24 protein-coding genes and 1 riboswitch are annotated in these 23,595 nt (G+C 64.5%); of the genes, 15 read left to right on the top strand and 9 right to left on the bottom strand.

Going from position 1 to position 23,595, the window contains the following annotated elements; translation table 11 throughout:
- The first annotated feature begins 22 nt into the window (after window positions 1-22).
- The 6 genes from O1Y97_RS13440 to O1Y97_RS13415 all read left to right on the top strand — a co-directional run bounded on the left by O1Y97_RS13440 (window position 23) and on the right by O1Y97_RS13415 (window position 6,287).
- The gene (locus tag O1Y97_RS13440; RefSeq protein ID WP_318761346.1) at window positions 23-1,282 is read left to right on the top strand and encodes a sarcosine oxidase subunit beta family protein; all 1,260 of its coding nucleotides are present in this window, start codon (window positions 23-25) and stop codon (window positions 1,280-1,282) included.
- Window positions 1,283-1,395: 113 nt separating this feature from the next.
- A complete protein-coding gene (locus tag O1Y97_RS13435; RefSeq protein ID WP_318761345.1) occupies window positions 1,396-1,695 on the top strand; it encodes a sarcosine oxidase subunit delta family protein in 300 nt (99 codons plus the stop codon).
- Window positions 1,692-4,688: a sarcosine oxidase subunit alpha gene (locus tag O1Y97_RS13430; RefSeq protein ID WP_318761344.1), complete on the top strand. Its 2,997-nt coding sequence runs from the start codon at window positions 1,692-1,694 to the stop codon at window positions 4,686-4,688. Before O1Y97_RS13435 ends, O1Y97_RS13430 begins: the two co-directional genes overlap by 4 nt.
- A complete protein-coding gene (soxG, locus tag O1Y97_RS13425) occupies window positions 4,681-5,268 on the top strand; it encodes a sarcosine oxidase subunit gamma family protein (RefSeq protein ID WP_318761343.1) in 588 nt (195 codons plus the stop codon). Before O1Y97_RS13430 ends, soxG begins: the two co-directional genes overlap by 8 nt.
- Before the next feature lie 89 nt (window positions 5,269-5,357).
- Window positions 5,358-5,843, top strand: coding sequence for an SRPBCC family protein (locus O1Y97_RS13420; protein WP_318761342.1), 486 nt, complete (start codon window positions 5,358-5,360; stop codon window positions 5,841-5,843).
- A 48-nt stretch (window positions 5,844-5,891) separates the two neighbouring features.
- Window positions 5,892-6,287 (top strand): RidA family protein, encoded by a 396-nt coding sequence (locus O1Y97_RS13415; protein WP_318761341.1) that lies wholly within the window; start codon window positions 5,892-5,894, stop codon window positions 6,285-6,287.
- Window position 6,288: 1 nt separating this feature from the next.
- Here the strand turns inward: O1Y97_RS13415 and O1Y97_RS13410 are convergent, their stop codons facing one another.
- A complete protein-coding gene (locus O1Y97_RS13410; RefSeq protein WP_108607769.1) occupies window positions 6,289-6,999 on the bottom strand; it encodes a nitroreductase in 711 nt (236 codons plus the stop codon).
- 180 nt (window positions 7,000-7,179) lie between these two features.
- Here O1Y97_RS13410 and O1Y97_RS13405 point away from each other — a divergent pair, with 180 nt between their 5' ends.
- From O1Y97_RS13405 to O1Y97_RS13380, 6 genes are all read left to right on the top strand, one after another.
- Complete coding sequence (locus O1Y97_RS13405) at window positions 7,180-7,776, top strand: helix-turn-helix domain-containing protein (protein WP_318761340.1); 597 nt, start codon at window positions 7,180-7,182, stop codon at window positions 7,774-7,776.
- Between the two features lie 22 nt (window positions 7,777-7,798).
- Window positions 7,799-10,252 (top strand): GcvT family protein, encoded by a 2,454-nt coding sequence (locus tag O1Y97_RS13400; protein ID WP_318761339.1) that lies wholly within the window; start codon window positions 7,799-7,801, stop codon window positions 10,250-10,252.
- On the top strand, window positions 10,252-10,929 hold the full coding sequence (locus tag O1Y97_RS13395; protein ID WP_318761338.1) for an HAD-IA family hydrolase: 678 nt from the start codon (window positions 10,252-10,254) through the stop codon (window positions 10,927-10,929). The genes O1Y97_RS13400 and O1Y97_RS13395 overlap by 1 nt, the downstream gene beginning before the upstream one ends.
- Before the next feature lies 1 nt (window position 10,930).
- Window positions 10,931-12,112: a pyridoxal phosphate-dependent aminotransferase gene (locus O1Y97_RS13390; RefSeq protein ID WP_318761337.1), complete on the top strand. Its 1,182-nt coding sequence runs from the start codon at window positions 10,931-10,933 to the stop codon at window positions 12,110-12,112.
- Window positions 12,109-14,553, top strand: coding sequence for a GcvT family protein (locus tag O1Y97_RS13385; RefSeq protein ID WP_318761336.1), 2,445 nt, complete (start codon window positions 12,109-12,111; stop codon window positions 14,551-14,553). Before O1Y97_RS13390 ends, O1Y97_RS13385 begins: the two co-directional genes overlap by 4 nt.
- Before the next feature lie 69 nt (window positions 14,554-14,622).
- Window positions 14,623-15,426, top strand: coding sequence for a creatininase family protein (locus tag O1Y97_RS13380; RefSeq protein ID WP_318764208.1), 804 nt, complete (start codon window positions 14,623-14,625; stop codon window positions 15,424-15,426).
- A 148-nt stretch (window positions 15,427-15,574) separates the two neighbouring features.
- Here the strand turns inward: O1Y97_RS13380 and O1Y97_RS13375 are convergent, their stop codons facing one another.
- Both O1Y97_RS13375 and cobD read right to left on the bottom strand, forming a co-directional pair.
- Entirely contained in the window at window positions 15,575-16,078 is a 504-nt protein-coding gene (locus O1Y97_RS13375; RefSeq protein ID WP_318761335.1) for a tyrosine phosphatase family protein, read from the bottom strand.
- Window positions 16,075-17,133 (bottom strand): threonine-phosphate decarboxylase CobD, encoded by a 1,059-nt coding sequence (gene cobD / locus O1Y97_RS13370; protein WP_318761334.1) that lies wholly within the window; start codon window positions 17,131-17,133, stop codon window positions 16,075-16,077. The genes O1Y97_RS13375 and cobD overlap by 4 nt, the downstream gene beginning before the upstream one ends.
- Between cobD and cbiB the strand changes: the two genes are divergently transcribed.
- Entirely contained in the window at window positions 17,132-18,097 is a 966-nt protein-coding gene (gene cbiB / locus O1Y97_RS13365; protein WP_318761333.1) for an adenosylcobinamide-phosphate synthase CbiB, read from the top strand. The two genes, cobD and cbiB, sit on opposite strands and share 2 nt — an antisense overlap.
- A gap of 13 nt (window positions 18,098-18,110) precedes the next feature.
- Here cbiB and cobO read toward each other — a convergent pair whose 3' ends face one another.
- The 5 genes from cobO to O1Y97_RS13340 all read right to left on the bottom strand — a co-directional run bounded on the left by cobO (window position 18,111) and on the right by O1Y97_RS13340 (window position 21,186).
- On the bottom strand, window positions 18,111-18,728 hold the full coding sequence (gene cobO, locus O1Y97_RS13360) for a cob(I)yrinic acid a,c-diamide adenosyltransferase (protein ID WP_183262337.1): 618 nt from the start codon (window positions 18,726-18,728) through the stop codon (window positions 18,111-18,113).
- Entirely contained in the window at window positions 18,728-19,237 is a 510-nt protein-coding gene (gene cobU / locus O1Y97_RS13355) for a bifunctional adenosylcobinamide kinase/adenosylcobinamide-phosphate guanylyltransferase (protein ID WP_318761332.1), read from the bottom strand. Before cobU ends, cobO begins: the two co-directional genes overlap by 1 nt.
- Entirely contained in the window at window positions 19,230-20,015 is a 786-nt protein-coding gene (locus O1Y97_RS13350) for a CbtA family protein (RefSeq protein WP_318761331.1), read from the bottom strand. Before O1Y97_RS13350 ends, cobU begins: the two co-directional genes overlap by 8 nt.
- Window positions 20,016-20,031: 16 nt before the next feature.
- On the bottom strand, window positions 20,032-20,208 hold the full coding sequence (locus O1Y97_RS13345; RefSeq protein ID WP_108607759.1) for a CbtB domain-containing protein: 177 nt from the start codon (window positions 20,206-20,208) through the stop codon (window positions 20,032-20,034).
- Between the two features lie 36 nt (window positions 20,209-20,244).
- Window positions 20,245-20,441, bottom strand: a riboswitch (cobalamin riboswitch).
- 55 nt (window positions 20,442-20,496) lie between these two features.
- Window positions 20,497-21,186 carry a gamma-glutamylcyclotransferase gene (locus O1Y97_RS13340; RefSeq protein ID WP_318761330.1) on the bottom strand — a complete coding sequence of 230 codons (690 nt, stop codon included), beginning with the start codon at window positions 21,184-21,186 and terminating at the stop codon, window positions 20,497-20,499.
- Window positions 21,187-21,299: 113 nt separating this feature from the next.
- Between O1Y97_RS13340 and O1Y97_RS13335 the strand changes: the two genes are divergently transcribed.
- Together O1Y97_RS13335 and O1Y97_RS13330 are read left to right on the top strand one after the other, a co-directional pair.
- Complete coding sequence (locus tag O1Y97_RS13335; protein ID WP_318761329.1) at window positions 21,300-22,298, top strand: DUF1624 domain-containing protein; 999 nt, start codon at window positions 21,300-21,302, stop codon at window positions 22,296-22,298.
- Window positions 22,295-22,771, top strand: a complete 477-nt coding sequence (locus tag O1Y97_RS13330; protein WP_108607756.1) for a methyltransferase family protein — start codon at window positions 22,295-22,297, stop codon at window positions 22,769-22,771. Before O1Y97_RS13335 ends, O1Y97_RS13330 begins: the two co-directional genes overlap by 4 nt.
- Here the strand turns inward: O1Y97_RS13330 and O1Y97_RS13325 are convergent.
- Complete coding sequence (locus O1Y97_RS13325) at window positions 22,768-23,562, bottom strand: CPBP family intramembrane glutamic endopeptidase (protein ID WP_318761328.1); 795 nt, start codon at window positions 23,560-23,562, stop codon at window positions 22,768-22,770. The two genes, O1Y97_RS13330 and O1Y97_RS13325, sit on opposite strands and share 4 nt — an antisense overlap.
- Between the last annotated feature and the right edge of the window lie 33 nt (window positions 23,563-23,595).

Genomic DNA, 23,595 nt, shown 5'->3' with positions numbered 1-23,595 from the left:
AGCCCATAGGATGATTTGCAGGATGGCGGAATATTCGGCCTTTTCGCTTCTCAGGAACGCGCTCAGCGGAAACCGCGACTGGAAGCCGGCATGGCGCAAGCCAAGCCCCAAGGCATGCTATGATGTGGTGATCATCGGCGGCGGCGGGCACGGGCTGTCGACAGCCTACTATCTCGCCAAGGAACACGGCATCACCAATGTGGCGGTGCTGGAGAAAGGCTATCTTGGTTCCGGCAATGTCGGCCGCAACACAACAGCTGTCCGCTCCAACTACCTGCTGCCGCAGAACACCCGCTTCTACGAACATTCGATGAAGATGTGGGAGAACCTCTCCCACGAACTGAACTACAACGTCATGTTCTCGCAGCGCGGCGTCCTCAACCTCGCGCATACGCCGGGACAGCTCGACGACCTGGCACGCAAGGGTAACGCCATGCGCCATCTCGGCGTCGATGCGGAGTTGATGACGCCCGCCCAGATCGGCCGCCGCGTGCCCGGACTAGACATGTCGCAGTCGGCGCGTTTCCCCGTCTATGGCGGACTGATCCAGGAGAGCGCCGGCACTGCACGGCACGACGCGGTTGCCTGGGGCTATGCCCGCGGTGCCGACCGACGCGGCGTCGACATTATCGAGAACTGCGAAGTCACCGGCTTCCTGCGCGACGGTGACCGGGTCACCGGCGTCACCACCAGCCGCGGCGAGATCCGTGCCAGGAAGGTGGCCGTCGCGGTTGCCGGCAGCACCGGACGCGTCATGCAGCTTGCCGGCATCGAGCGCATGCCAATAGAGAGCCACGTACTCCAGGCCTTCGTGTCGGAATCGCTGAAGCCATTCCTGGATACAGTGGTGACCTTCGGCATGGGCCATTTCTACGTCGGCCAGTCCGACAAGGGCGGCCTGATCTATGGCGGCGACCTCGACGGGTACAATTCATACGCCCAGCGCGGCAGCCTGCCGATCGTCGAGGAAGTGATGAGCGAAATGCTGGCGCTGTTTCCGTCACTCGCGACCGTCCGCGTACTGCGTTCATGGGGCGGGGTCTGCGACATGTCGATGGACGGCTCGCCGATCATCACGACCGGGCCCCTGCCCGGCATGTATCTCAATTGCGGCTGGTGCTACGGCGGCTTCAAGGCGACGCCGGCCTCCGGCTTCTGCTTTGCCCACACCATCGCCAGGGACGCGCCGCACGATCTCAACGCGCCCTTCACGCTCGACCGTTTCAGCCGTGGCACCGTCATCGACGACAAGGGCCAGGGCCCAACACCGCGGATGCATTAGAGCATGATCCCGAAAAGTGGAAACCGGTTTTCGGAAAAGATCATGCTCCAACAAGTAGTTAGAACCCCATTCCGATGCAATCGGAATGGAACGGGCTCTAAGGTTTCGAACGCATGCTGATCACCTGCCCCTATTGCGGCCCCCGGGACGTCTCCGAATTCGCCTATCAGGGCGACGGCAACCGCAACCGACCGGACCCGGCCTCGACCGACCTCGTCGCCTGGAACGCCTATGTCTATGACCGGCTCAACCCAGCCGGCGCGCATAACGAGATCTGGCAGCATGCCGGCGGCTGCCGCGCTCATCTGGCAGTGGTGCGCGATACGCTGACCCACGAGATATCAAGCGTGCGCTTTGCCCGCGAAAAAGGCGCGCCCGCCCATGGCCGCCGCAAGTCGGGAGCCAAGGCATGAGCCCGCGCCGCACACCCTCGGGTGGCCGGATCGACCGGCTTCGCACCATCCGCTTCACCTTCGACGGCACGGCCTTTACCGGCCATCAAGGCGACACGCTGGCGTCCGCGCTGCTCGCCAATGGCGTTTCGCTGTTTGGGCGTTCGTTCAAGTATCATCGTCCGCGCGGCGTGCTGACTGCAGGCGTCGACGAACCCAACGCACTGGTGACGATTTTGCGCGGCGATGTCCGCGAGCCCAACATGCCAGCGACGATGGTCGAGATCCACGACGGCCTCGTTGCCGTCAGCCAGAACCGCTTTCCGTCGCTCGCCTACGACGTCAGCGCCGTCAACCAGCTCGGCGGCAAGTTCCTCTCGGCCGGCTTCTACTACAAGACCTTCATGGGTCCGGTGATAGGCCCGCTGAAGGGCACCCGCTTCTGGATGCTCTGCGAAAAGGTCATCCGCCGCGCCGCCGGCCTGGGCCGCGCCGGCCACGCGCCCGATCCATCCCGCTACGAGCGCATGAATTCCTTCTGCGACGTGCTCGTCGTCGGCTCGGGCCCGGCCGGCCTCTCGGCTGCGCGCGAGGCCGCAACGTCCGGCGCACGCGTCATCCTGGCCGAGCTCGATCCGCAATTCGGCGGCTCGGCCAACTGGTCCGGTGAAACCATCGACGGCGAACCGGCAGCCGCATGGGCGTCCGACATCGTCGGCGAACTCAGGGACCAGAAAAACGTGCGCCTGCTCAAGCGCACGACGGTCTGGGGCTATTACGACGGCAATACGCTTGCCGCCGTCGAGCGCGTCAGCGATCATAAGGCTTCCCCTGCCAAGGGTGCGCCACGTCACCGCCATTGGACTATCCGGGCTGGCAGGGTGGTGCTCTCCACCGGCGCATTCGAACGGCCGCTGGTGTTTCCCGGCAACGACCGCCCCGGCGTCACGATGGCGAGTGCGGCACAGCGCTACGCCAACGAGTTTGGCGTGCTGCCGGGCGACAGGATCGCGGTTTTCACCAACAACGATAGCGCGTATCGGTCCGCCGTCGCCCTCAATGACACCGGCGCGACCGTCGCAGCCATCGTCGACGTGCGCCCCAAAATATCAGAGGATTGCCGGGCGCTCGCCCGCCGATGCGGCGCCGAATTGTTGGTCGGCCATGCCGTCGTCGGCACCGAAGGCGGCAAGAAACTGACCGGCATCAAGCTCGCGCCATTTACCGTGGCCACCGGAGCCCTGCCGTCAGGCGCCCGCAGCATCGAGGCCGACTGCCTGCTGATGTCGGGCGGCTGGTCGCCGACAATTCATCTCGCCAGCCAAGCCGGCGCGCGGCCGGTCTGGGGTGACGACTTGCAGGCATTCCTGCCGCCCGAAGCCGGCAAGGGCTGGGTCGGTGCCGGCGCATTCAACGGCACCTTCTCGACAGCGGAAGCCATCGCCGAGGGCTTTGCAGCCGGCCGTATTGCAGCGGGCCTGCCCGCCGCAGAGATCGGCACGCTGCCCGACATCGAGCCGGCAGCGCTCGATCCGCGTCCCGCGCCGGTTTTCGAAATCAGGGCCAAGGGCAAGTCCTTCGTCGACTTCCAGCACGACGTGACATCGGACGACCTGCGCCTTGCGCATATCGAGGGCTTCGTCTCGGTCGAGCACCTCAAGCGCTACACCACGCTCGGCATGGCGACCGACCAGGGCAAGGGCTCGAACGTTCCCGGACTGGCCATCATGGCCGAAGCCCTGGGCAAGCCGATCCCTGAGGTTGGCACCACAAGATTTCGCCCGCCCTATGCGCCGGTTTCGGTCGGAGCACTTGCCGCCGAGCGCTTCGGCGACCTCAAGCCCGAACGGCTGACGCCTATGCACGACTGGCACCTCGACAACGACGCCACCATGTATTCGGCCGGCCTTTGGTTTCGCCCGATGATCTATGGCGGGCCAGGCGAAACGATCGAGCAGGCCTATGTCAGGGAAGCGCAGGCGACCCGTGAAACAGCCGGCATCGTCGACGTCTCGACTTTGGGCAAGATCGCCGTGCAGGGTTCGGACGCAGCGGAACTTCTCGACCGCGTCTATTCCAACGTCTTTTCGACCCTGCCGGTCGGCAAGGCACGCTACGGCCTGATGTTGCGCGAGGATGGGCTCGTCTTCGACGACGGCACCACCTGGAGGCTTGGCGACAACGACTTCCTGATGACGACGACCACGGCCAATGCCGGCAAGGTCATGCAGCACCTCGAATACTTCCTCGATGTCGTTTGGCCGCACCTCAAGGTGCACCTGACATCGGTCACCGACCAGTGGGCGGGCGCGGCGATCGGCGGACCGAAGTCCAGGGAAATCCTGGCGGCCTGCGTCACAGGCACCAGGGTCGACAACGAGGCGCTGCCTTTCATGGGCATCGTCCACGGCGAGATATCAGGCGCGCCTGTCATGATCTGCCGGCTGTCCTTCTCCGGCGAAATGGCCTTCGAGGTCTATAGCGGCGCCGGCCACGGCACGCATGTCTGGGAAGCGCTGATCGAGGCCGGAAAGCCTTTCGGCATGGTGCCGTACGGGCTCGAGGCGCTGGGCACGATGCGCATCGAAAAGGGCCATGTCACCGGCGCCGAAATAGACGGCCGCACCTCGGCCCGCGACCTGCATCTCGGCTGGATGCTGTCCAAGAAAAAGCCCTTCATCGGCTCGGCCATGATGGACCGCGAAGGCTTGGTCGCCTCGGGCCGGCTCGAACTTGTCGGCCTGGTTTCGCTCGACAACCGTCCGCTCAGCGGCGGCGCACACATCGTCGAGGAAGTCGACACAGACAACCCGCATGGCTCGCTCGGCCACATCACCGCCGCCTGCTTCTCGCCAGCGCTCGAAAAGTACATCGCCTTGGCGCTCGTCGCGGACGGCAAGTCCCGGCACGGCACGCGTGCCCATGTCTCCGACCCGCTGCGCGACCGGTTCGGCCCGGTCGAGATCGTAACCCACCACTTCTTCGATCCCGAAGGGAAGCGCATGCATGGTTGAGCAGCTTTCACCGCTTGCAGCAGTATTCCGGCCCGGATCGCACGGCAACTTCTCCGACGGCGTCGGCGTGACCCTTTCCGAGATGGCACCTAGCTCCATCGTCCAGGTGGCCGCGTGGCCCGGCGAGGAGAAGAAGCTGATCGCTGCCATCTCCTCCGTCACCGGGCTCAAACTTGCCGACGGCGCCGGTGCTGGTGCTGTGTCCGAACGCCACACCGTTTTCGGCTTCGCGCCCGGCAAATTCCTCGTCACCGACACGGCGGAAGGACTTGCTTCCGCGTTGGCCAGCGCCGTCACCCCAGCCACGGGCACCGTCACCGACCTGTCCCATGGCCGCACCGCCATTCGCGTTGCAGGCCAGAAGTCCGAATGGGTGCTGGCAAAGCTGTTCGCTGTCGATTTCTCGCTCGTCGCCTTCCCCCAAGGCTCCGGCATCTCGACCGCCCATCACGACATCTTCGCGCAGATCCAGCGCAGCAGCCCCGACCGCTTCGACCTCTACGTCTTCCGCTCGTTCGCCCGATCGTTCTGGAAGATGCTGTGCCACGCCTCCGACGAGGTCGGCTACGAAGTGAGGTAGCGATGGTCGACCGCCCATCAAAGTATTAAAATTGCTGTCGCCCGCTGCTCATCGGCGAGGCCAATCTCGGTGTTTGAAGGTACCGGGCCATGGCGAGCAATTCGTTCCGCTTCGATGAGGTCTGGGAAATTCCCGAAGCCGCCCCGCAGGAGGTGTGGGAGGTACTGGCAGACCCCAGCCTGCTGCCGCTCTGGTGGGGCGACGTCTACAAGGAGGTGGAAAAGCTGACCTCTTGTGACCGGCCGACGGTTGGCGCCAGGGCTCGCGCCCGCGCTCGCGGTTTCCTGCCTTACGAACTGAATTTCATTCTCGAAGCTGTCGAACTCGATCCCGGCAAGGTCGTGGCTGTTAAAACCTCAGGCGATTTCGATGGCCACTGGCGGGCGGTTCTGACGCCTTCAGGCAGAGGCACACATGTAGCCTTGACCTGGCAGGTGCTGGTCGAGCGGCCCATCCTGCGCCTGCTTTCGCCCCTGCTCCGCCCGGTCTTCGCCTGGAACCATCGCTGGACCACGCCGCGCGGTGAAGCCGGCCTGTGCCGCCTCCTTGCCGAGCAACGCAAGGCTGCCGGCTAGCAAGCCAATCGCGTTGCGGGCAATATGCCTCCTTTGAAGGGGACGACCATGGAATTCATCAATTCTGCCGAAGCCAAGGCGCTCAGACTGCCGTTCAGCCAGGCGGTGCACGTGGGCGACGTGCTTTATCTCTCCGGCGCCCTGGGCAATCGCCCCGGAACGCTGGAACTCGTTCCCGGCGGCATGGAGGCCGAAGCGCGTCAGACGATGGAGAACATCAAGGCGGTGCTCGAAGAGAATGGCCTCGGCATGGCCGACATCTTCAAGTGCACCGTCATGCTGGCCGACATGTCGAGATGGGCCGAGTTCAACAAGGTTTATGTCGGCTATTTCGACCCCGACCGCCTGCCGGCGCGATCCGCATTCGGCGCCAACGGCCTGGCGCTCGGGGCGCTGGTCGAACTGGAGTGCTGCGCCTACATACGCAACCGGCCCGCGGCCTGACCTATTTCAGGAACTGCACCCACTCGTCGAGCGGCGCGCGGTCAGTGCGGAAGGTGCTTTCCGGCTTCGACGTGTCCTCGTGACCGAGCGCCATGCCGCAGACCACCACCTCTTCTTCCGGAATGCCGAGCACCGGCCGGATCTGGCGGTGATAGGGTGCGAACGCCGCCTGCGGGCAGGTGTGCAGGCCCCTCGCCCGTGCCGCGATCATGATGTTCTGCAAGAACATGCCGTAGTCGATCCACGAGCCCTGGTTGAGCCGGCGGTCGATGGTGAAGATCATGCCGACCGGGGCGTCGAAAAAGACGAAGTTGCGGTCGTGCTGGGCCCGCATGCGGTCGACGTCGCGCCGGCCGATGCCAAGAACGCCGTAGAGCCCGAACCCGTTGGCGCGGCGGCGGCCGAGATAGGGCTCGAAGAACTGGTCGGGATAATATTTGTACTCGTCCCAGACTGCCTTTTCGGCGCGCACGCCCGAATTGAGGATGGCGTCGCTCAGCCGCTGCTTGATCTCGCCAGCGGTGACGTAAACCTTCCAAGGCTGCATGTTGGTGCCCGAAGGCGCTCGCGCCGACACATCGAGGATGTCGCGGATCACCGCCTCGTCGACGGGCGTCGGTAGAAAGGAGCGTACCGAGCGCCGCGAAACGATCGCTTCGTCGACGATTTCGGTGTCATCCAGTTCCAGCGGTTTTTGGTCCGGTGCCAGCATCGGCTGTCCCTATGGCATCGATAGTGTCGGATCGCCCCTCACCGCCCGTCCGAAATCGAGCCTTTGCACTCTCTCCCGGAGTCTCGCAAGAGAAACTTGCTGGACCATGAAAATGAGCTTGAATTTTTCACAGAGATGCCATCTCATGAAATTCTGCAGTAAATTTTCACGAGGCCCGATTTGAGTCCCACCGCAACAGCCTCGCTTCGCAAGGAAAGCGACGTCGCAGGCGACCTGCTCGCCAACGATCTGCGCGCGCTGCGCAAGTCGCGCGGACTGACGCTGAGTGAGATCGCGCTGAAACTCGGACGCTCGGTGGGCTGGGTCAGCCAGGTCGAGCGCGGATTGTCGACGCCTTCCATCGGTGACCTCCGGGAATTTGCCGAGTTGTTCGGCGTCCCCATCAGCCTGTTCTTCGCTCACGAGGCCCCGGTGGAGGCCGAGCGCGGGGTCGTTGTCCGCTCCGGCCGGCGGCGAACGCTCGGCAGCAGCGAATCCGGCCTGGTGGAAGAGTTGCTGTCGCCCGACCTCGGCGGCAGCTTCGAAATGCTGCGCTCGATCTTCGCACCAGGTGCCGGCATGGCCAAACCGGTGACGCGCCCCACCGAGGAGGCCGGCTACGTCGTCTCGGGCGGTTTCGACATCGAGATCGACGGCACCTGGCACAGCCTGGGCGAAGGCGACAGTTTCCGCTTCGACCACAAGCCGTTCCGGTGGAGGAACACGGAAACGGTGCCGGCGGTGGTCATCTGGGTCGTATCGCCACCGGTCTATTGATCGCACGCTGAGGGAGGAAATCATGGCCGAATTGCCGAGCACGGCGCGCGTGGTGATCATCGGCGGGGGCGCGGTCGGCGTCTCCTCGCTCTATCATCTCGCCAAGGCGGGCTGGACCGACTGCGTGCTGCTCGAAAAGAACGAGCTGACCTCGGGCTCGACCTGGCATGCCGCCGGCAACGTGCCGACCTTCTCGTCGTCCTGGTCGCTGATGAACATGCAGCGCTATTCGACCGAGCTCTATCGCGGTCTGGCGGCCGAGGTCGACTACCCGATGAACTATCACGTCACCGGCTCGATCCGCCTTGCCCACACCAGGGAGCGCATGCAGGAGTTCCAGCGCGCCAAGGGCATGGGCCGCTACCAGGGCATGGATATCGACGTCATCGGCCTCGACGAGATCAGGCGCCGCTATCCCTTCGTCGAGACACACGACCTCAAGGGCGCGCTCTACGATCCCAACGACGGCGACATCGACCCGGCCCAGCTGACCCAGGCACTGGCCAAGGGCGCGCGCGACATGGGCGCGAAGATCGTCCGCTTCTGCCCGGTGATTTCGGTCCGCCGCGACAAGGGCGAATGGGTGGTCTCGACCGAAAAGGGCGAAATCCGCTGCGAGAAGGTGGTGAACGCATCAGGCTATCGCGCGGCCGAGGTCGGAAAAATGTTCGGCCGCGACGTGCCGATGATGGTCATCAGCCACCAGTACATCCTGTTCGACGAGATTCCCGAGCTCGCCGCGTGGTCGCGTGAGGCCGGCCACAAGCTGCCGCTGCTGCGCGACGTCGACACCTCCTACTACCTCCGCCAGGAGAAGAACGGCATGAATCTCGGCCCCTATGAGCGCAACTGCCGCGCCCATTGGGCAACGCCCGACGACCAGATGCCTGCGGATTTCTCCTTCCAGCTCTATCCCGACGACCTCGAGCGGCTGGAATGGTATCTCGACGACGCCGTCCGCCGCGTGCCGATCCTCGGCACCGCCGGCCTGTCCAAGATCATCAACGGCCCCATCCCCTATGCGCCCGACGGCAACCCGCTGATCGGCCCGATGCCCGGCGTGCCCGACGCCTTCGAGGCCTGCGTCTTCACCTTCGGCATCGCCCAGGCGGGCGGCGCGGGCAAGGTGCTGGCCGAATGGGTAACCCGGGGCGAGACCGAATGGGACATGTGGTCCTGCGACCCGCGCCGCTTCACCTCCTTTGCGTCCGCTCCCGACTATGCGGTTGCCAAGGGCATGGAGGTCTACGGCCACGAATATGCCATTCATTTCCCCAGGCATGCCTGGCCGGCGGCGCGCAACCGCAAGCTTTCGCCGATCCACGACCGGATCGCGGCCCTTGGCGCGCAGTTCAACGCCTACAATGGCTGGGAACGCGCCACCTGGTATGCCCAGCCGGGCGACGACGTCTCGGAGGAGTCGACGCAGACCTTCGCCCGCTCCGGCCCCTGGGAGAACCGAATCCGTGAGGAGTGCCTCGCCGTGCGCGATGCGGCCGGCATCCTCGACTTGCCCGGCTTCAGCCGCTTCAATCTCGACGGCCCGGGCGCTGCCGCATGGCTTGAGACCCAGGTCACCGGCGCCGTTCCCAAGGTCGGCCGTATCGGGCTCTGCTATTTCGCCGACGATCACGGCCGCATCGTCACCGAGATGTCGGTGGTGCGCCATTCCGAAAACCTGATGACGCTGATCACCGCCGCCGTCGCCCAGTGGCACGATTTCGAATGGCTGAAGTCGCACATGCCTGAAGATGCGGATTTCAAGCTCATCGACCGCACCGAGGAATACTCGACGCAAATCCTCGCCGGACCCAATTCGCGGAAAATCCTGGCCGAAATCTGCGGGGCTGACCTCTCGGCACCTTGGCTGACGCATCAGGAAACCACCATCGCCGGGCGCTGGGCCAAGCTCGTGCGTGTCTCCTTCGCCGGCGAGCTTGGCTGGGAGATCCATACCAAGGTTGCCGACACGATAACCGTCTTCGACGCCGTCTGGACTGCGGGCCAGAAGCACGGGCTGAAGCCCTTCGGCATGTTCGCGCTAGACGCGCTCCGGCTGGAAAAAAGTTACCGGGCCTGGAAGGGCGATCTTTCGACCGACTACACCATCCTGCAAGGCGGGCTCGAACGCTTCGTCAAATGGGACAAGCCCGACTTCCGCGGCAAGGCTGCCTTGCTCAGCGAAAAGCAGCAGGGCGTGAAGAAGCGCTTCGTCACGCTTGTCATCGACAAGCCCGGCGACTGCGACGCGCCCTATATGTCGACACTCTGGCACAATGGCGCAATTGTCGGTGAGACCACGTCAGGAGGCTGGGGCCACAGGGTGGACAAATCGATTGCGCTGGGCATGCTGCGAGCCGATCTGGCCGTGCCGGGCGTTACCATCGAAGTCGAGATTTTCGGGGAGCGCTTCAGCGCCACGGTCCAGCAGGACAAACCCTTGTGGGATCCCGAAAACGAAAGGTTACGCTCCTAATGTCCCTTCCCTTCCCCGATCGCGCCTTCGGCGCCTTCATGTTCGACATGGATGGCACCATCCTGAGCTCGATCGCCTCCACCGAAAGAGTCTGGACCGCCTGGGCGATCAAGCACGGGCTCGACGTGGAAACCTTCCTGCCCACCATCCACGGCGTTCGCGCGTACGAGACCATTCAGAGGCTGAACCTCCCGGGCATCGATCTGATGACCGAGATCGAGGAGCTGACCCAAGCCGAATTCGACGACATCGAAGGTATCGAATCCATCCATGGCGCAGTTACCTTCCTCAACGCCTTGCCTCCCGAACGCTGGGCGATCGTGACGTCGGCGCCGCGCAGGCTGGCCATCCGCAGGCTTGAAGCAGCCGGCCTGCCAATTCCGCAAGTAATGGTCACCGGCGAAGACGTCGCCAACGGCAAGCCCGCCCCCGACTGCTTCCTGCTCGGCGCCGAGCGGCTCGGCCACAAGCCGCAGGATTGCCTGGTGTTCGAGGACGCGCCGGCCGGCATCCGCGCAGCCGAGGCGGCAGGCGCGCATGTGCTGGTCATCACCGCCACGCACAATCATGCGGGCAACACGCCTCATCCGTCGATAGCCGGATACAGCGCGCTGACGCCCCGGCTCGACAGCGCGAGCAGGCTGACGCTCGCCACCTTGCTGGCTGCGGGAGCCTGACATGCCGAAACCCTCCTCCCGCATCTCGGGCATCGTTCCCACCGGCAAGGACGGCTGGGAAGTGCATTTCGCCGCCATGACGCGCAAGCAGGCGGGCGAAGACATCATCATGCTGTCGGTCGGCGACCACGACTTCGACACCCCGTCGAAGACTGTCGAGGCCTGCGTGGCTGCCGTCCGCGCCGGCTTCCATCACTACACACAGCTGCCCGGCCTGCCGCGCCTGCGCGCAGCCATGGCCAAGATTTCGACTCGTTGCACCGGCCTCGACACTGCCCTTTCCGAGATCATTGCCACACCCGGCGGCCAGGCCTCGCTCTATGCCGCGGTGCAGGCAACGCATGACCCAGGCGACCACGCAGTGGTCGTGGCGCCCTATTATGCCACCTACCCCGGCACGTTCCGCGCCGCAGGCGCCAGCTACACCGTGGTCGAGGCCCACGCTGCAGACGGCTTCCAGCCGCGTGCGGCGGAGATCGAGAAGGCTCTGAAGCCGAACACGCGCTCGATCCTCATCAACACGCCGAACAACCCGACCGGTGCGGTCTATTCCCGGAAGTGCCTGGAAGACATCGCCGAACTCTGCGTCCGGCGCGATCTCTGGCTGCTGTCGGACGAGGTCTACTGGACCCTCGGTGGCGGCGTGCACGTGTCACCACGGACCCTGCCCGGCATGGCTGAACGCACTCTGGTCATCAATTCGATGTCCAAGAGTCACGGCATGACCGGCTGGCGCATCGGCTGGCTCACCGCCCCCGCCGACCTCGTCTCGCTGGTCATCAACCTCAACCTTGTCACCACCTACGGCCTGACCGATTTCGTCAGCCGCGCGGCGATCGAGGCGCTGGAGAACGATTTCGGCGTCGAGCAGATCGCCGCCACCTATGCCGGGCGCCGCAAGCTGTTCATCGACCAGATGCGCGGGCTGAACAACGTCACCGTACGCGGCTCCGAGGGCGGCATGTATGTCATGCTCGACGTCAGCGCCATCGAGCGCGATTGCGAGAAATTCGCCTGGGACCTGCTCGAAGCCGAGAAGGTCGCGGTCATGCCGGGCGTCAGCTTCGGCGATGCCGCGGCCGGTCACATCCGTATCAGTCTGTGCCAGCCCGACGACGTTCTCCAGGAGGCCGCCGGCCGCCTGAGGCGCTTCGCCACCAGTTACGCGAGAACAGCCGCATGACAGAAATCCCCGCCCGTGCCCGCGCCGTCATCATCGGTGGCGGCGTGTCCGGCTGCTCCGTCGCCTACCATCTGGCGAAGCTCGGCTGGACCGACATCGTGCTTCTGGAGCGCAAGCAGCTCACATCAGGCACGACATGGCATGCGGCGGGGTTGATCGGGCAGCTGCGCGCCTCGCAGAACATGACGCGGCTGGCGAAATACTCGGCGGACCTCTACGTCAGGCTCGAAGAAGAGACGGGTGTCGCAACAGGCATGCGCCAGGTCGGCTCCATCACGGTCGCACTGACCGAGGAGCGCAAGCACGAGATCTATCGCCAGGCCTCGCTCGCCCGCGCCTTCAACGTCGACGTGCGCGAGATTTCGCCTAACGAAGTCAAGGAGATGTACCCGCATCTCAATGTTTCTGACGTTGTCGGCGCCGTGCATCTTCCGCTCGACGGCCAGTGCGACCCCGCCAACATCGCCATGGCCTTGGCCAAGGGCGCCAGGCAGCGTGGTGCCAGGATCGTCGAGAACGTCAAGGTCACCAAGGTCCACGCGAAGAACGGCCGCGTCTCGGGCGTATCGTGGGCACAAGGCGGCGAACAGGGCACGATCGAGACGGACATCGTTGTCAACTGCGCCGGCATGTGGGCGCGCGAGATGGGCGCGCAGAACGGCGTCACCATCCCGCTGCACGCCTGCGAGCACTTCTATCTCGTCACCGAAGCTATTCCCGGCCTCGGCCGACTGCCGGTGCTGCGCATGCCGGACGAATGTGCCTACTACAAGGAAGACGCCGGCAAGATGATGCTCGGCGCCTTCGAGCCGGTCGCAAAACCCTGGGGCATGGACGGCATCCGCGAGGATTTCTGTTTCGACCAGCTGCCCGAGGACATGGATCATTTCGCGCCGATCCTCGAAATGGGCGTGAACCGCATGCCGATGCTGGAAACCGCCGGCATCCACACCTTCTTCAACGGTCCCGAGAGTTTCACCCCCGACGACCGCTACTATCTCGGCGAAGCGCCGGAACTTGGCGGCTACTGGGTCGCCGCCGGCTACAACTCGATTGGAATTGTCTCTTCGGGCGGTGCCGGCATGGCGCTGGCGCAGTGGATCCACGACGGCGAGGCGCCGTTCGATCTTTGGGAAGTCGACATCCGCCGCGCCCAGCCGTTCCAGAAGAACCGGCGCTATCTCAAGGAGCGCGTCTCGGAGACGCTCGGCCTGCTCTATGCCGATCATTTCCCCTATCGCCAAATGGCGACCTCGAGGAACGTGCGCCGCTCCCCGCTGCACGAACACCTGAAGGCACGCGGTGCCGTGTTTGGCGAAGTCGCCGGCTGGGAGCGCGCCAACTGGTTCGCCCGCGACGGCGAGGAGCGAGAATACCGCTACTCCTGGAAGCGTCAGAACTGGTTCGACAATCAACGCGAGGAGCATCTGGCGGTCCGCAACGGCGTCGGCCTGTTTGACATGACCTCCTTTGGCAAGATCCGCATCGAAGGCCGCGACGCTCTCGGCTTCCTGCAAAAACTCTGTGCCAACGACATGGACGTCGAGTCGGGCCGGATCGTCTACACCCAGATGCTCAACCAGCGCGGTGGCATCGAGAGCGACCTGACGGTGACGCGCCTTTCGCCAACAGCCTTCCTGACAGTTGTGCCGGGCGCAACACTGCAGCGCGATCTCGCCTGGTTCCGCAAGCATTTGGCCGACGAGTTCGTCATCATCACCGACGTAACCGCGGCTGAATCGGTGCTCTGCCTGATGGGGCCGAGCGCGCGGAAACTGATCGAGAAAGTCAGCCCCAACGATTTCTCCAATGAAAAGAACCCCTTCGGCAGCTGGCAGGAAATCGAGATCGGCATGGGTCTCGCCCGCGCCCATCGCGTCACCTATGTCGGCGAGCTCGGCTGGGAGCTTTATGTGTCGACCGACCAGGCGGCGCATGTGTTCGAGGCAGTCGAGGAAGCCGGGGCCGATCTCGGGCTGAAACTCTGCGGCCTGCACACGCTCGATTCCTGCCGCATCGAAAAGGCGTTCCGCCATTTCGGCCACGACATTACCGACGAGGACCATGTGCTGGAAGCCGGCCTCGGTTTTGCCGTGAAATCCGGCAAGGGCGAGTTCATCGGCCGCGACGCGGTGCTGCGCAAGCGTGACGCCGGCCTCACCCGCCGGCTGGTCCAGTTCCGGCTGGCGAACCCGGAACCGCTACTCTTCCACAACGAGGCCATCGTCCGCAACGGCAAGATTGTCGGAACAATCACGAGCGGAAACTACGGCCACCACCTCGGCGGCGCCGTTGGCCTCGGCTATGTGCCCTGCGCCAACGAAACAGAGGCCGATGTGCTCGGCTCGCGCTACGAGATCGAGATCGCCGGCGAGCGTTTCGCTGCCGAAGCCTCGCTCAAGCCGATGTACGACCCGAAGGCCGAACGCGTGCGCATGTAGCCGCCCCTTACAAAATCGCCCGCGCTGACATATTCAGTCGGATGAGAATTGAGCGCAGTGAGGCCGGTGGTGACGAACAAGCAGCGACGCGTGTGGTGGGGTGACTTCAAGGCGGCCGATTTCGCGTTGATCGACCCCGTGGCGACGATCGCCGTCATCCCCGTTGCCGCCATTGAGCAGCACGGCCCGCATCTGCCTGTGTCGACCGATCTGACCATCATGGAAGGCATGCTGACCGAGGTCTTCGCCCAACTGCCCGAAAATCTCGACGCCCGCTTCCTGCCCATCCAGGCCGTCGGCAAATCCGACGAGCACATCCATGCACCGGGCACGCTCAGCCTGCCTGCCAACATGCTGGTCGACGCCTGGACTGAGCTTGGCGCTTCGATTGCGCGCGCGGGCATCCGCAAGTTCGTCTTCGTCACCTCGCATGGCGGCAACGAGGAGGTGATGGGAATCGTCTCGCGCGAGTTGCGCGTGCGCTTCGGCGCGATGTCTGTGCGTTCGAGCTGGGGCCGTTTCGGCACGCCCGACGACCTCTACCCTTCCCGCGAAATCCAGCTGGGCATCCATGGCGGCGATGTCGAGACCTCGCTGATGCTGCATTTCCGGCCCGAGCTGGTCGACATGGCCAAGGCACAGGATTTCACGTCCAGCTTCGAGCGCGCCGAAAGTGCGTTCGACCTGCTGCGCTCGCACGGGCCGCACGGCTTTTCATGGATTGCCAGCGATCTCAACCCGCATGGTGTCGTCGGCAATGCCGCTGTGGCGACCGCTGAGAAGGGCCGCCTGACGGCCACGCTTCAAGCCAATGGCTTCGTGCGCCTGCTGCAGGACATCCGCAAGGCTAGGCTGGCCGACTGGATCGTCTGAAGGCTTTCACATCGCTAGGCCACTTCAGTAGCCCTCATGGTGAGCCTGTCGAGCCACGAGGGCGCTAGGCGCGTCAAGTTCTGCACGTCCCAAAACCTATGGTTCGACAGGCTCACCATGAGGTTTTGGGGTGCCCGTCATCGACGAGCTAGACCTCCAGCCCGAACGGCACTCCCTCGAAGCAATCGGCACCGCGTCCGATCGCGGCGATCGCCGTCACCATCCGCCCATTCCGGTCCAGGATCTGGTCCGCCACCGCGATCAGGCGCGGATTGGGCGTCGCCGTCGGCGAAAGCCTTCGCAATAGAGCCGCCAATTCCGCCTCGTCTCGGGAGGGATCGAGAGCTGCCGCAATGATGTAGGCGGAAGCGGTCGAGCGGCTGACACCCGCCCAGCAATTGATCGCCAATGGACGCAACCGGTCCCAGGCGCGAGCAAAATCCAGCAGACGGCGCACATGTACCTCGCCGGGCATCGTCATGCCTTCCTGTTCGGCGGCGATATCGTGCATATTCATCAGAAGGTGGTTTTCGGCACGAATGACTGCCGGCCGCGACATCTCCGTGCCGGCGGAGAGCAGCGAGATCAGCCGCTCGGCGCCGACGCGCACAACCGTCTCTTCGATCCTGGAAAGCGGGCTGACATAGATCACAAAACAGCTCCCTCGCCGACGGGCTGCCGGTCCTGCGCCCAGTCGCCCAAGGCAACGTCAAGCCGCCGCCATTCAACCTCGTGCCCGGGCAAGCCGCAGCGCAGCTGCGTCGGCCGGTCGGCAAAACTGCGCACCAATATTCCCTCGCGCCCCAGCGCCTTGAACAGCCCGGCCGCGTCGGGGATATCGACGTGGCGGAACAGCGACGTGCCAACGGTAACAATCACGCCGGCACGGGCAAATGTCTGGTCAAGCCTGTGCGCGGCGTGCGCCAGCGTGGTCCGCATCTCGCGCTGCCAATCGGTGTCCGATAACGCCTTGATGCCATATTCGAGCGAAGGCACCGCCACCGACCAAGGGCCCAGTTCCTCCTCCAGCCGCGCGGCGATATCGGGGTGCGCCAGCGCAAATCCGAGCCGGATACCGGCAAGGCCATAAAACTTGCCGAACGAGCGCAGGACGACGATTCCGCCCTGCTCGACATCGCCGACTAGGCTCTGCGCCTGCGGGCCGACGTCCATGAACGCCTCGTCGACGACCAAAAGCCCACCGCGGGCGCACAGGCTGGCTGCGAGTTCGAGCAAGTCTTTGCGCTGGACGACGCGGCCATCGGGATTGTTCGGATTGACCACGACGGCGAGGTCGGCGTCGAAAAGTTTTCCGAAATCGCTTGTCTCGGCAACATGGTGTCCGGCAATCGCCGCGGCACGCGCGTGCTCCTGATAAGTCGGCCCGAGCACGAAGGCGCGGCCCGGGCGCACCAGCGAGGCGATGCGCGGCAGGAGTATCTGCGTGCCTGGAGCCGGCACCACATTGGCGGCAGAAGGCGCGCCATAGGCGGTGGCGGCGACAGCGGCGAGATCACGGGCCCTGCCCGGCTCCGGCAGGCGCGACAAGGCTGTGGCAGGCAGCTCGAAAAGCGGATAGGAGTTCGGATTGATCCCGGTCGAAAGGTCGACGAACGGCTCGGGCGCTCCCGGAAACAGCGCCCTCGCCCGCTCCAGGCTGCCGCCGTGGTCCACAGTCCCGGTCCTACGTCCTGCAAGAAGCGTCATGTTTGTTCCGCTTGCCTTCCTGTCGCTTCTGTTCGAACTCGGTCTGGGTTACCCGGACCGGCTGGTGCACGCCATCGGCCACCCGGTGATCTGGATCGGCAAGCTGATATCCTTTCTCGACACCAGCCTCAACCGCGCCACCGATACCGACGCCAGGCGCCGCTTTTTGGGCGTGGTTGCCCTTGCCATCATCGTCGCCGTACCGGCCGCATGCGCATTTGCCGTCGAGCGTCTGTTCGGGCTTGTCCCCTTCGGCATCTTTCTCACGGCAATCGCGGCCTCAAGCCTCGTCGCCCAGCGCAGCCTCGGCAGCCATGTCAGAGCCGTGGCAGATGCCCTGGACAGCGGCGGCATCGTCGCCGGCCGCAAGGCAGTGTCGCAAATCGTCGGCCGTGACCCCGAACGCCTCGACGAGGCCGGCGTCAGCCGCGCGGCCATCGAAAGCCTGGCCGAGAATTTTTCCGACGGCATCACCGCTCCGGCATTCTGGCTCGCTGTTTTCGGCTTTGCCGGCGGAGCCGCGTACAAGGCCGCCAACACCGCCGATTCGATGATCGGCCACCGCACCAGCCGCCACGAAGCCTTCGGCTGGGCCGCCGCCCGTTTCGACGACCTGATCAACCTGCCGGCATCGCGGCTGACCGCGCTTGCCATCGTGCTTGCCGCGTTCCTGGTGCCCGGCACCGACCCAGGGGGCGCCTGGCAGGCGGTCTGGCGCGACGCCAGAAAACATCGCTCGCCCAACGCCGGTTGGCCCGAATCCGCCATGGCTGGCGCTCTCGGCCTCGCGCTCGCCGGTCCGCGCGCTTATGGCGGTGTCATGGTCGACGATGCCTTGATGGGCGATGGCGGCCGGCGCGAGGCCAATGCCCAGGATATACGCGCCGCACTCCGGCTCTACTGGACGGCCGATGCGTTGATGGTCGGCGCCCTGGGGCTGATCGCCGCGATCTTCTGGCTCTGACCGCCTCGGGCGCTCAGAACTCGATGCCCTTCTGCGCCTTCACGCCAGCCGAGAAATGGTGCTTGGTGGCGCCCATCTCGGTCACAAGGTCGGCAGCCTCGACCAAAGCCGGCTTGGCGTTGCGGCCCGTGACCACGACATGCAGCCCCTCGCGCCTGCCTTTGAGCGCGGCGACCACCGCGTCGAGGTCGAGATAGTCATAGCGCAGCGCGATGTTGAGTTCGTCGAGCACGACGAGAGCAATGCTCGGATCGGCCAGCAATTCCTGCGCCTTGGCCCAAGCGGCCTCGGCCGCCGCGATGTCGCGCTTGATGTCCTGCGTCTCCCAGGTGAAGCCTTCGCCCATCGTGTGCCAGACGACGCGGTCGCCGAAGGCAGCAAACGCGTCCTGCTCGCCCGAATGCCAGGCGCCCTTGATGAACTGCACGACGCCAACGCGCTGGCCGTACCCAAGCATGCGCAGCGCCAGCCCGAAGGCCGCCGTCGACTTGCCCTTGCCGGGGCCGGTGTTGACGATCAGCAGGCCCTTCTCGACGATGGTCTTTCCCGCCACTTCGGCATCCTGCACCGCCTTGCGCTTGGCCATCTTGCTACGGTGCCGTTCGGCTTCCTGTTCGTCGATCGTCTTCATCATTTCACCTTCATCGGCAGGCCGGAAACCATGAACAGCACTTCGTCGGCTGCCGCCGCCACGTTCTGATTGAGCCTGCCGGCATCGTCGCGGAAGCGGCGGGCGAGCGCATTGTCGGGCACGATGCCGAGCCCGACCTCGTTGGAAACCACGAACCAAGATCCGCGCGGCCGCGACAGCACGTCGGCAAGCCGGGCACTTTTCGCCTCGACGTCATGATCCGCCAGCATGTGATTGGTGAGCCAGAGCGTCAGGCAATCGACCAGCACCGGCGTGCCATCGGGCACGCTGCCGAGCGCACCCACAAGATCGAGCGGTGCGTCGACGGTCAGCCAGCCATCGCCACGGCGGCCGCGGTGGATCGAGATGCGCTCGCGCATCTCGTCGTCATAGGCATGCGCAGTGGCGATGTAGGTCCATGGCGCAGGAAACTGCGTGATGAGCCGCTCGGCATGCGCGCTCTTGCCGGAGCGCGCACCGCCGAGCAGGAAGGTCAGCTTCTCAGGCAAGGCGGCCGTGCAGCGCCGGCGCCTGTTCGCCCATGAAGCTGTTGCGCACGAAGCCGGCAACCGCACCCAGCACGACCCAGAACACCAGGTTGGTGATGGTGACGGCGACGACGAAGTTGTGATGCAAGTCGGCCGGGATCGGCGAGTCGTGGCTTGCGGGCTGCGGCGCGCCGATGATGTGCGGCGCGACGATCAGCGCCACGCCGAGGATCGCCAACGGCAGCGACTGGCGGAAAGCGATGAGCGCGAGGCCGGCGGCGGTGGCAACGACCGTGAAGGTCCACCAGACCTGGCGCGCGCCGAGATCGGCGGCGGGCATGGCCGGCAACTCGGGTGGCAGGCCAAGACCGGGCGCCAGTGTGAAGACGGCGAAGCCGGCAAAACCCCAGAACACGCCCTGGCGCCAGTTGGCGATACCGCCGGCGAATTCGGAAGCTGCGACCAGGATCAGCGCGAAAGCAACGCCGCTGACGATGTTGGCGAGTGCCGAATAGGCGAAGCGTTCGAACCCGTCGGCGGGCGCCCAGGCTTCGACCTCTTCTTCGGTAGGAGCCGCAACCTGCGCCGCAGGAGCGGTCGCTTCGGTGCCGGCCGTCGGTGCGGTGGCTTCAGTGCCTGCGGCTGGTGCCGCGGCATGCTCGTGACCGCCCGCATTTTCATAGGTCTCCGCCTTGAGAATCAGCGGAACGGTTGCATAGGTCTGGAGCGCGGCAAGGATCACGCCGGCCAATAGGCCGCTGATCGCCGCGATGAACACGACGTTGCGAAAAACAGACATGGCTAGAGTGCTTTCGTTAGTGGCAGGGGAAAGCCATCGAGTGGCGATAGTCGTGGGCAGCGTTGTGCACCACTTCCATATGCGAGAACCCGAGGAAGCCAACAACGAAAAGGCCGAGCAGCGCCGCAAGCGCGAGCTGCATGGTGCGCGACTGCGAGGAAACGTCAGCGCCGATTGCAGAAACAGTATTCATCTTGAAGTCCTTTCGCCCTCCACCCGAGGGCACCGAGATAAGTGCCTGTCGCCGGCAGGTCTCCTGGCTTGCGGATCGACACCCTTCCCCGCCTTCCCGAAGCAAGCTTCAGTGGCATTTGGGGAGAGCTAACCGCATACAGTTGCGGGGGCAGCCACGGCTTCGGACCCTCAAAGGGCCCTTACCGCATTCCCTCTTGATTCCGTAACGGAACCGACGACCCCGCAACTATAGAAACAAATGGCTTGGGCGGCAAACCAAATTCCGACGCCGCAGCGCTCGAATGCGTCAGCCGCGTGCAGCGATTCGCTCGGCCACCAGATGTTGCAGCCGCCACAGATGCCGGTCGTGGATGGCTCGATCCTCGAGATTCTTGACCACATTGTAGAGATAATCGGCGGCCGAGCCCCAATGGCCGCAGGTCGTGGCCAGCCGCTTCACGACCTCGTCCTCGCCGAGTGCCCCGGCATAGGCATGGCCTTCGCGGTTGATGACGAAGGCAAGAGCGGTCAACGGACCGTCCGAAGTGGCAAGGCTCAGCCAGCGCGGCTTGTAGGTCGAAGGCTTCAGCGTCATCTCCCGGCGAAACAGCTTGTCGAGCTGTTCACGCCGGTCGCCATCCATCAGCCGCAGTGCCACACCCTTGCACTGGCCGCCGCGATCCATGCCCATCATCAGCCCCGGCTCGGCCTTGGTGGCGCGCCAGCGGGTCATGTTGATGCAGAACGAGCGATGCCAGCCGCGTGCCACCGCCACCTTCTCCTCCGTATGGTCGACCTCCGGCTTCCAGATCAGCGAGCCATAGGCAAACAGCCACAGCGGCCCCTCATCGGCATTGTCCGCCAGCGTCTCGTCGATCATGCGCTCGTAGTCGGCATCGTCGAGATGCTGCGCGTCCGGGTCGGGGCCGGCGTCGGCCACTTCGCGATGGCAGCGCGCCACCAGATCTTCGGTCAACGACATCACGCGACCGTTCATTGCTGACATCCCCGAACCCTGTGCATGACGTTGGCTAGTCCCTCTCTTGCCCCGGTTCAACCATGATAGTGCTGCAGGAGCGGCGAAACACCCGAAAGCCGAAGCGAATGGCCATGACGATGCAACCGACCACCGACCAAGTTCAAGCCCGAACCCCACGCGTCCAGGTCATCGACATCGCCCGCGGCACAGCACTCGTCGCCATGGCCATCTATCATTTCGCCTGGGATCTCGAGTTCTTCGGCTATGCCGACCCGGGCATGACCGCCTTCGGCGGCTGGAAACTGTTCGCCCGCTCGATCGCGTCGAGCTTCCTGTTTCTTGTCGGCGTAAGCCTCGTCCTTGCCCACGCCAAGGGCATTCGCTGGCGCGGCTTTCGGAAACGGCTGGCAATGGTCGTTGCCGCCGCCGCGGCAATCTCCGTGGCGACATGGTTCGCCATGCCCGACACCTTCATCTTCTTCGGCATCCTCCACCAGATCGCCTTTGCCAGCGTCGTCGGCCTTGCCTTCCTGCGCCTGCCGCCGCTGCTGACGCTCGTCGTGGCTGCCCTGGTAATCGTGGCTCCCAGTTACCTGCGCAACGAAGCCTTCAACCATCCGGCGCTGCTTTGGGTCGGCCTCAACACCGTTGCCCCGCGCTCCAACGATTTCGTGCCAGTCTTCCCCTTCTTCGGGGCGGTGCTGGCAGGCATGGGACTTGCCGGGCTGGCGCTGAAATCCGGCCTGTTCGACGCCCTGGCGCGCTTCAAACCCGGCGCCTGGTCGAAACCGCTCGACTTCTTCGGCCGCCACAGCCTGGCCTTCTACCTCATCCACCAGCCGGTGCTGATCTCGCTGGTCTGGGCCTGGGCGCAATTCTTCCCCGCGCCGGTCGAAACCCGCGAAGTCGGCTTCCTGAAGTCCTGCCAGATCTCCTGCGAGCAAAGCCGCGACACCGATTTCTGCGCGCGCTACTGTGTCTGCATGCTCGACGAGTTGCAGAAAGACGATTCGCTCGACCGCCTCTATGCCAGCGACAAGAGCCCTGAACTCAAGGCACGGATCGGCGACACCGCCGCGATGTGCACGGCCAGGACGGACAGCGAAATACCAACTGGAGGAGCGCAATGACCGACATCAAGGCAGCCCCCAACCGGGTGCCGTGGCCGCCGATCATCTACCTCGCGGCCATTGCCATCGCCATCGTGCTCGGCCTGCTCTATCCATTGCCCTGGATCACCGAACCGATATCCGATCTATTGTTTGCCGCCGGCTGGCTGGCGATAGCAGGTTTTGCCGCCATCGAAATTTCGGCAATGCGCGCCCTGAAGCGCGGCAACACCACCATCAGGCCTGACAAGGCCGCGGATCATCTGGTGACGAACGGCCCCTTTTCCTTCACCCGCAACCCGATCTACTTCGGCAATACGCTGCTGATGATCGGCATCGGCTTGGTCAGCGGCAGCCTCTGGTTCATCATCCTGGCGCTGGTCGCAGTCTTCGCCACGAACAAGCTCGCCATCGAACGTGAGGAAAAGCACTTGCAGGCGCGTTTCGGCAAGAAATACATCGACTATGCGAAGAAGGTCAGGCGCTGGATCTAGCTGACGGCGGCGGTCGCGCCACCGTTTCGGAAGCTGTGGGTTCCGTAGATGGCCACGATCGCCAAGGCAATCGCCAGCCATAGCATCAGGCCGATCCACTGGTGCTGGGTCGCATCGCCACCTTCGAACACGCGGCCGAGGTAGCGCACGCTGTTCTGGTGCGATGCGTGCATGAGAATCGCCGGCAGCACGCTGCCCGCCGAATTCTGGTACAGCCACGTGAACACCACCGCCGCAACCAGGACGTTGATGGCGCTGGATATGCTGTAGTCGTTCAGAAGCACCAGCGGCAGGTGCCAGGCGGCCCAGATCACCCCGAGCAGCAGGCTTGCATTCAGCGCTCCGTGCTCGCGCAGAAGCGCCGGCAGCGCGAATCCCCGCCAGCCGGGCTCCTCGCCAAGCGGACCGCTGAAGACCAGAAACAGCGGGACCATGACCGCGATTTCCGGAATGGCCGGCACGTTCCCCCAGTTGGGCGCAGCGGAACCCAACAATGGGTTGAGCCAGATTGCCAGCAGTTGCGCTGCCACCGGCAGCCCGATCGCCACCAGGTACCAACCTGGAGGCACGCGCCATTTCACCACTGAAGCCAGCAGCGCACGGACTTTCGGCCAGCCACCCAGGAGTGCGGAGATGACGACGGCCGAGACGAATGGACCAAAGGTAAACCAGGCGATGTCTTCGCCACCTGCCCGGTAGAACGGAATGAAGCCAATCCAGGTGATGACGAATGCCAGCACCACGAAGCTCGTGACCGGCCAGTCGCGAACCGTCCTGATGAGCATCGACATGGGAGCTACTCCCGAGGGGTAGCCAAACTTAGC

This window comes from Aminobacter niigataensis (assembly GCF_946995915.1).
GTDB lineage: Bacteria > Pseudomonadota > Alphaproteobacteria > Rhizobiales > Rhizobiaceae > Aminobacter > Aminobacter niigataensis.
Note: the sequence above shows the minus strand (reverse complement) of the source record. Positions and strands in the feature narration are given on the sequence as shown.